Raw genomic sequence first — 5,078 nt, 5'->3', positions numbered from 1 at the left:
AAAGATTTATCTCTAACGGGGTCAATATCAAATAAACTTCCTTTCGCACTTGGCTACAATTTGCGCAATCTCGTCTTCCGACATATTGGGCACTATAATCCTGCCGTTTTCATCGCGGTCGAGTTTTGAGATGCCCGGGAACTGCCTTTCCAGCAATTTAATGTTCAATACCTGCTGCCTGATTATATTCAGGAGCCTCCGGTTCTCCTCTTCCAGATTATATTTGTCAATAGCAGCCTTCACAGCAAACCTTATATCCATATTGTTCCACGGTTTCGTGAAAAACCTGTATATCTCGCCTTCATTTATCGCCTTCATTGCAGCCTCTATACTGGCGTGGCCTGTTAACATTATTCGAATTATATGAGGGAATTGTTCACGAACCATTGAAAGGAATTCCGAGCCGGAGATTTCCGGCATCCTTTCATCGGATATAACCACCTTTATAGAGTGCTTTTTCAATATCTCCATGGCATCAGGTGCACTGTTGGCTGAATATGTCCGATAAGGCTCATCAATGAATACCCTCGTAAGCGCAGAGATTACATTCGGCTCGTCATCAACTATCAGGATGCTGTCTTCCATGAGCTAAAACCTCCTTTCACTCCATTTGTTGTTTTTTCGTTCCGCAAAACGGGCATGTAACCCACTCCTCAAGCGGCATTTTGCAGTTATGGCATATGTTATGCCTGAATATGCCGCAGTATGGGCAGAATAAAAATTTTATATCTATCATATTTCCGCAATTTTCACACTGCCGCTCATACTTTGTGGGCGGACCTATCACCCTAAAGAGCTCTTCCAGCGTCGTAATGCCGAGCCGTACCTTCTCTATCCCATCCTCTATTAATGTCTTCATCCCTCCTGCCTTTGCAAGGTTCATGATTTCCGACTCTTTATAATCGCTGCTTATTAGTTGGCGGAACTCATCGTTCATTGCAAACAACTCGAAAATACCTGTCCTCCCAAGATAGCCTGTATTATTGCATTTGCTGCATCCCTTGCCAACGGACACTTCTTTAAAGGTGTTCTCTGGAATTTTGAGCAGCTTTATTATTTCCTTATCGGGGGCTGTTGATGTTTTACAATATTGACATACCCTTCTTACAAGCCTCTGGGCTATTATGCCTTCGATGGCTGATGCGATGAGATATGGTTTAACGCCGATATCAATAAGACGGGTGATGGAAGCAACCGTGTTGTTTGTGTGGAGGCTTGTTAAAACCATGTGGCCTGTTAGTGCTGCCTTAAATGCCACATCTGCTGTTTCATGATCACGGATCTCGCCCACCAGTATTACATCCGGGTCCTGTCTCAGCGTTGACCTCAATACAAATGCAAAGGACAATCCTATGCGCTCCCTTACATAAACCTGACTGGCATCTTCGAGGAAGTATTCGACAGGGTCTTCTATGGTCTCATAGTTTTTGGTGGACTGAAGCATCTCATAAAGGATGGAATAGAGCATAGTGGTCTTTCCGCTTCCTGTGGGGCCTGTCGATATTAATATGCCCTGGGGTTTTTATGACCACATCCAGCCTCTGGAGGTCATCCTGAAGCATTCCGAGTTCTGCAATCTTTTTGATGGAAGCGCCTTTATCCAGTATCCTCATGACAATCTTTTCGCCGTTTATAGTCGGCATGCTCGATACTCTTACATCCACGATCCTCGTGCCTGTCTTCATGGTAATCCTTCCGTCCTGCGGCTTGCGACGCTCTGAAATGTCCATTTTTGCAAGGATCTTCACCCTCGATATAACAGCAGGATGGAGGTTCGAAGGTATTTTTATCTTTGTGTGGAGCATGCCGTCGATTCGATACCGCACAATAGTGTATTTGGTCTTTGGCTCGATGTGTATATCGCTTGCCTGATAACGCAGTGCCTCCATGATGATTGCATTTACGATCCTTACAATGGGTGGAATACCCGATGTGCTTATCAGTTCCTGGACATTTATGTCAGTTTCATCTTCTTCTATGACAACGTCTATCTCCTCTATGGGTTCGAACTCCAGTGCCTCCCCGATTTCCTGAATTGTTCCTGTATCGTTTGTTTCGCCGTAGATCTTCTTAAATCTGGTTGATAATATCCGATGACTTTGCAACCACAGGAATTACCTTAAATCCCGTAAGCATTGAGATGTTGTCTGTTTTCATAATGTCCGATGGGTCTGCCATTGCAATTGTTAAATTCCTGCCATCAAGTTTTATAGGAATCAGCCTGTTTTTCTCGCATAGCTCCCTCGGCAGAAACCTCGCCACATTCGGGTTTATGCGAACCTCTTTAAGATCCATATAATCCAAATTCTGGTGCTTCTGAATCGCCTGAACTATTTTCGATTCTGTCGTGAATCCAAGGCGGACTATGGCATCGCCTATGAATTCGTCCTTGTCTTTTTCTTTCAATGCCTTGCTGAGCTGCTCATTGGTGATGATGCCCGATTTTACGAGTATGCTGCCTAAAATCCCCCTGTATTCGTCAAAGAGATTGGAGTAGGTTTTTATCTTTACCTGATGTTCCTTTGCCAGCTCTTTTAGTTTTCTGTTTTCCTGAATAAGTACGTATTGCTGAAGGGCAAGGCTTACGGTCAGGCGCAGGTCTTCATCGTTCCATGGTTTTGTTATGAATTTATAGACAGCGCCCTCATTCACTGCGCCCATAATAGCCTGAATGTCAGCGTGGCCTGTGAGCATGATCCTTATGGTCTCAGGCCATCTGTTCTTGATTTCCCTGAGGAGTTCCGAGCCGGGCATTCCAGGCATTCTATGGTCGGAAATCACGAGGTGAACAACGCTGTTTTCCATAATCTTCAGCGCCTCCCCCCTGATGTGGCAGTCAGAATTTCGTAGTTTTCATCGAGGAATATACGCCTGAGCGCATGGAGTACATTTTCCTCATCATCCACAAAGAGAAGGGTGAACCTTGCATGGACGGACTCAGGAGAGCTTATTATCTCATCGCCCATATCATCTTTTTTGTCGTCTTGAAAAGCTCCGCGTATTTTGCCATTACTCCATCAATCCAGTTCTTTTTAACGGTAATGTTATTACAAAGGTTGATCCCCTTTCCATCTCGCTCTTAACCTCGATATTTCCTCCGTATTGGGAAATAATATCATATGCCACTGTCAAACCCATTCCCATGCCTTTGCCAACATCCTTTGTTGTAAAGAATGGCTCAAATATGCGGCTCTGTATATCTGGAGGAATACCCTTACCGTTGTCAGCAATAGAAATAACTGCATTGTTACCATGCTGTTCTGTTTTAATCGTTACTATAATGTTATCGTCCTTTGAGTGCAGGGCGTTTAACAGGATATTCAGAAATGCCTGGCATATAAGGCCGGGATTGCCGAAGAAACCTGCAATCTTACCATAATGTTTTACGATCTCTGCCGACCTTGCCTTTATCTCGTGTGAAAGCACACTGATGGTATTGTCCATCTCTGTGTTGATACTAATTTCCCTGTCTGCAGCTTCATCTATGTGCGAGAAGCCCTTCAGATTGGCCACTATGTTTTTTATGCGCTCGGCGCCGTCAGTGCTCTGTTTAATGAGATCATTGATGTCTGACATTATAAATTCGATCTTTAATTTTTTATACAATTCTTCTGCATCTTTTCCTATGACCTCTAACTCTTGACCCTTGACCTTGTAGAACCTGATAATTTCATTAAGATTTCCTATGTATTTTTTTAAGGTGTTGAGATTGCTGTATATGAAACCTATTGGGTTGTTGATCTCATGGGCAACGCCTGCTGCAAGCTGTCCTATGGATGCCATCTTTTCCTGCTGGAGCAGTCTTGTGTATGCCCTTTTCAATTCCTCTGTCCTCTCCAACACCTTCTGCTCAAGGGTTTCCGACAGTTCTTTGTAGTTCTTTTCCGAGGCTGCCAGGTTTCTGTTAATTTCGAGGAGTTCTTCATAAGACCTTTGCACAACGGTTGTATGCAGTTCTGTAGTGAATACCCTTTTTACGATATTTTTTATGATGGCGTTCAGTCCTGCAAAGGCAATCCCTGCAATGCCCGAAAGGATTTCTTCATTTATCCGATCAGATGCGGATATGAAGAGGAAACCGATCAGCTCCCCTTCGTGATAAATGGGCGACAATCTCCAGGCTGCACCTCCGTATTTCCCGTCAGATAGATTTTTAATAACAGATGGCGGGAGTTCACTGTTATCCGGCACACTGCCTTCTGCCCATAATATTTTCCCCTTCTCATCGGAGACGGCTGCGAGGTCTGCACCTGCCCCCCACTATTGCCTTCAACAGAGGGAGCACATCAGGGGCGCTTAGTATGTCTTTAAGCCCCATATCTGCGCCGAGTGAAAAATCTATCCTGTCCGTTCGTTCCATAATCTATTACCTAAATTGAGTGATTTTGTAAGGCATGCACTGCTCCAAGACTTTAAAAAGTCCTCGTTCATGTGCGCCTGCGAGATAACATAAGCATCATCCATCAAGTATCCGAAGTAGTAGATGACGGATACAAGATAAAAGTTTTTATAAGTGCGGAGTTTAAAGTCTTTCCGCAGCACCTGCCTTACAAAATCTAACTATAAAATCGCTCAATTTAGGTTAAAAACTATTCACTGTTTTTGTAAGATTGTCCACAAACATCTCTTTTGTCAGCATATGTTTTTCTTTCAGGCTGTAGCGGGTATCGATATAATCATATGTTAGCTCCACAAGACGCTTGAATGTTTCGATCACACCCTGCCCGTATAATGCAGATGCCATGAAAACAGGTATGCCTGTGGGCTCCCATGTCCTGTGAATTTCATCTTCTGAAACAATATCCTTCAAGTCTCTTTTGTTAAATTGTATAACGAGGGGTATTTTCTCTATATCGATTCCCACAAGAGCGAGATTCTTTTCGAGGTTTTCGAAGCTTTCAACATTGTTCGCAGATTCTGAAATCTGGGAGTCTGCAATAAACGCTATTCCATCAGCCCTCGTCAATACTGCCTTTCTGGTTGCATCGTGGCGGACCTGTCCCGGAACAGTATAAACCTTGACCTCACATCTGTCCAAAATAGATTTTAGAAAGACCTCCGATTCAGGTAGTATAGAA

The 5,078-nt window shown here is 43.7% G+C and carries 6 protein-coding genes and 1 pseudogene; all 7 read right to left on the bottom strand.

Going from position 1 to position 5,078, the window contains the following annotated elements:
- Window positions 1–27 precede the first annotated feature (27 nt).
- The gene (locus V7L97_RS11030; RefSeq protein WP_333655957.1) at window positions 28–585 is read right to left on the bottom strand and encodes a response regulator; all 558 of its coding nucleotides are present in this window, start codon (window positions 583–585) and stop codon (window positions 28–30) included.
- Window positions 586–601: 16 nt separating this feature from the next.
- Window positions 602–1,889, bottom strand: a pseudogene (locus tag V7L97_RS11025) (ATPase, T2SS/T4P/T4SS family).
- 181 nt (window positions 1,890–2,070) lie between these two features.
- On the bottom strand, window positions 2,071–2,805 hold the full coding sequence (locus V7L97_RS11020; RefSeq protein WP_333655956.1) for a response regulator: 735 nt from the start codon (window positions 2,803–2,805) through the stop codon (window positions 2,071–2,073).
- 5 nt (window positions 2,806–2,810) lie between these two features.
- Window positions 2,811–2,966, bottom strand: coding sequence for a hypothetical protein (locus V7L97_RS11015; protein WP_333655955.1), 156 nt, complete (start codon window positions 2,964–2,966; stop codon window positions 2,811–2,813).
- A 43-nt stretch (window positions 2,967–3,009) separates the two neighbouring features.
- Entirely contained in the window at window positions 3,010–4,191 is a 1,182-nt protein-coding gene (locus V7L97_RS11010) for a sensor histidine kinase (RefSeq protein WP_333655954.1), read from the bottom strand.
- Window positions 4,192–4,222: 31 nt separating this feature from the next.
- Window positions 4,223–4,360 carry a hypothetical protein gene (locus tag V7L97_RS11005; RefSeq protein WP_333655952.1) on the bottom strand — a complete coding sequence of 46 codons (138 nt, stop codon included), beginning with the start codon at window positions 4,358–4,360 and terminating at the stop codon, window positions 4,223–4,225.
- Window positions 4,361–4,582: 222 nt separating this feature from the next.
- Window positions 4,583–5,078: GTP-binding protein (locus V7L97_RS11000; protein ID WP_333655951.1), on the bottom strand; the 496-nt coding region annotated here is incomplete at its 5' end.

Source organism: Dissulfurispira sp., assembly GCF_036745535.1.
Lineage (GTDB): Bacteria > Nitrospirota > Thermodesulfovibrionia > Thermodesulfovibrionales > Dissulfurispiraceae > Dissulfurispira.
Note: the sequence above shows the minus strand (reverse complement) of the source record. Positions and strands in the feature narration are given on the sequence as shown.